General features: G+C 30.5%; 3 protein-coding genes. All 3 read right to left on the bottom strand.

What is annotated here, in order from left to right; genetic code table 11:
* Positions 1-384: 384 nt before the first annotated feature.
* The 3 genes from AC220I_RS22350 to AC220I_RS22340 all read right to left on the bottom strand — a co-directional run bounded on the left by AC220I_RS22350 (position 385) and on the right by AC220I_RS22340 (position 1,562).
* Positions 385-642, bottom strand: coding sequence for a hypothetical protein (locus AC220I_RS22350; protein WP_486726079.1), 258 nt, complete (start codon positions 640-642; stop codon positions 385-387).
* Positions 643-742: 100 nt separating this feature from the next.
* Positions 743-1,306: a hypothetical protein gene (locus AC220I_RS22345; protein WP_486726078.1), complete on the bottom strand. Its 564-nt coding sequence runs from the start codon at positions 1,304-1,306 to the stop codon at positions 743-745.
* Positions 1,287-1,562, bottom strand: coding sequence for a hypothetical protein (locus tag AC220I_RS22340; protein WP_486726077.1), 276 nt, complete (start codon positions 1,560-1,562; stop codon positions 1,287-1,289). The genes AC220I_RS22345 and AC220I_RS22340 overlap by 20 nt, the downstream gene beginning before the upstream one ends.
* Between the last annotated feature and the right edge of the window lie 34 nt (positions 1,563-1,596).

The raw sequence follows: 1,596 nt of genomic DNA, 5'->3' as shown, positions 1-1,596 counted from the left end.
TTTTTGATACCGCACAACTGCCCAAAGTGAAAGAATACTTTGAACGGAAGTGAAAAGTGTTCTGCACAGTTTGGTGCAAGTTGTAATCGGGAATCTCACCCCTACGCATAAAAAAGCACACGAGGTACGTGTGCTTTTTGTTATGCAGTCCGTTGGTATCGCTACGGGAAAGCGATTTGTCGTTTGGGGGCAACACCCCATTGCACACGCATAAATGTGTGCATGTACTATTTGTCGCTCACTCGCACATATTTATGTATATGCAAATTATATCATAAGTGCATATACAAGTAAATATATATAAGAGCGACAAAGCGTATTTAGGTAAGCAGCTATGGCATGAGCTGATTTCTTAAATGCGTGCATTATAGTCATTGCAATGTTTTAAAGCAGTTTGATAAGTTCTTTTCCATGTTCTGTTAAGCAATAATAAGTTGCCCTATGATCTTCAAGATCTTTAACTCTTTTGGCAAGTCCAGAGGTCACAATACCAGAGATTGCAATGTCTAAATCCCTCTGTGAAGCATTTAGTGCCTTTCTTAAACTCGAATACATGAGTTTGTCATTATCACTAAGAATTAGTAATAATTTCTTTTTAGTCTTATCTAAATTATCAATTATCAAATTATATGGTACAGCCATTGAAATCACTCTCCTTAAAGCAGATAGTATTATATTATATATATGTTACACGTTGTAATATATATATAATATAATACTATCTATCTGAAATCAAGTAAAATCAAGACATTGAAGCTATTAAAATGCTAAAATAGAAAATTGCCACTAAAATCATGACTCTAGCAAAGTAAAAATTGATCCTAGCCAGTTTAATAGGATTTTTATAATAAGGGTTTACCATATATTTTATAATCCGATCAGCAGTAAGAATATGAGAAAACTTAAATTTAAAATGAGTGAAACCAAAGCTAAAAATGTTGAAGTATAACGAAGTCTTTTCACTGGTGTTATTTATGATTTTTAAAATATTAGATATGCGAAAAGGAATCTTATGTTTGATATTAATTAATCTGTGAAAGTCATTTAAAGAACTTTCGTATTCAGATTTTGTAAAGCAAAAGGAATAAAAAAGTTTATCTTCAACCTCAAAAAAATTCTTCTTATCGAGTAAAAAACCCTTATCAATAATTGTATTTATATCAATCTCGCACACGCCATAATTATTATTTAAAAGCTGTGATGAATACTTAAATTTAACTTGATCAGTAACTAAATATACAAAATAAATGGACTTAATTGAATCAAAATATTCCTTATTCAACAACTTATCTAAGGTCTTTTTCATAATAAATATCACCCATTTCTAAAAATATTATTTGCTTTCCATCAGATGCAGCATCAGAAAAATCCACAAGATAATTCATAATATCATTAACAACGCTGACGGTGATTGATTTGTTTTTTGAGTTAGAAATCGTAGCCATATAATTGTTGGCTTTACCTAAATCTCTCGACATTGCCCTCATGGAAACGCCAAGTAAATGAGAAATTTCTCTGAATCTATTATAAGAAACACAGTTATTTGATATGCTATTTTTCATTGATATTCCTCTTTTCATTTTCAAAATATACAAT

This window comes from Fusibacter sp., from assembly GCF_057447755.1.
Note: the sequence above shows the minus strand (reverse complement) of the source record. Positions and strands in the feature narration are given on the sequence as shown.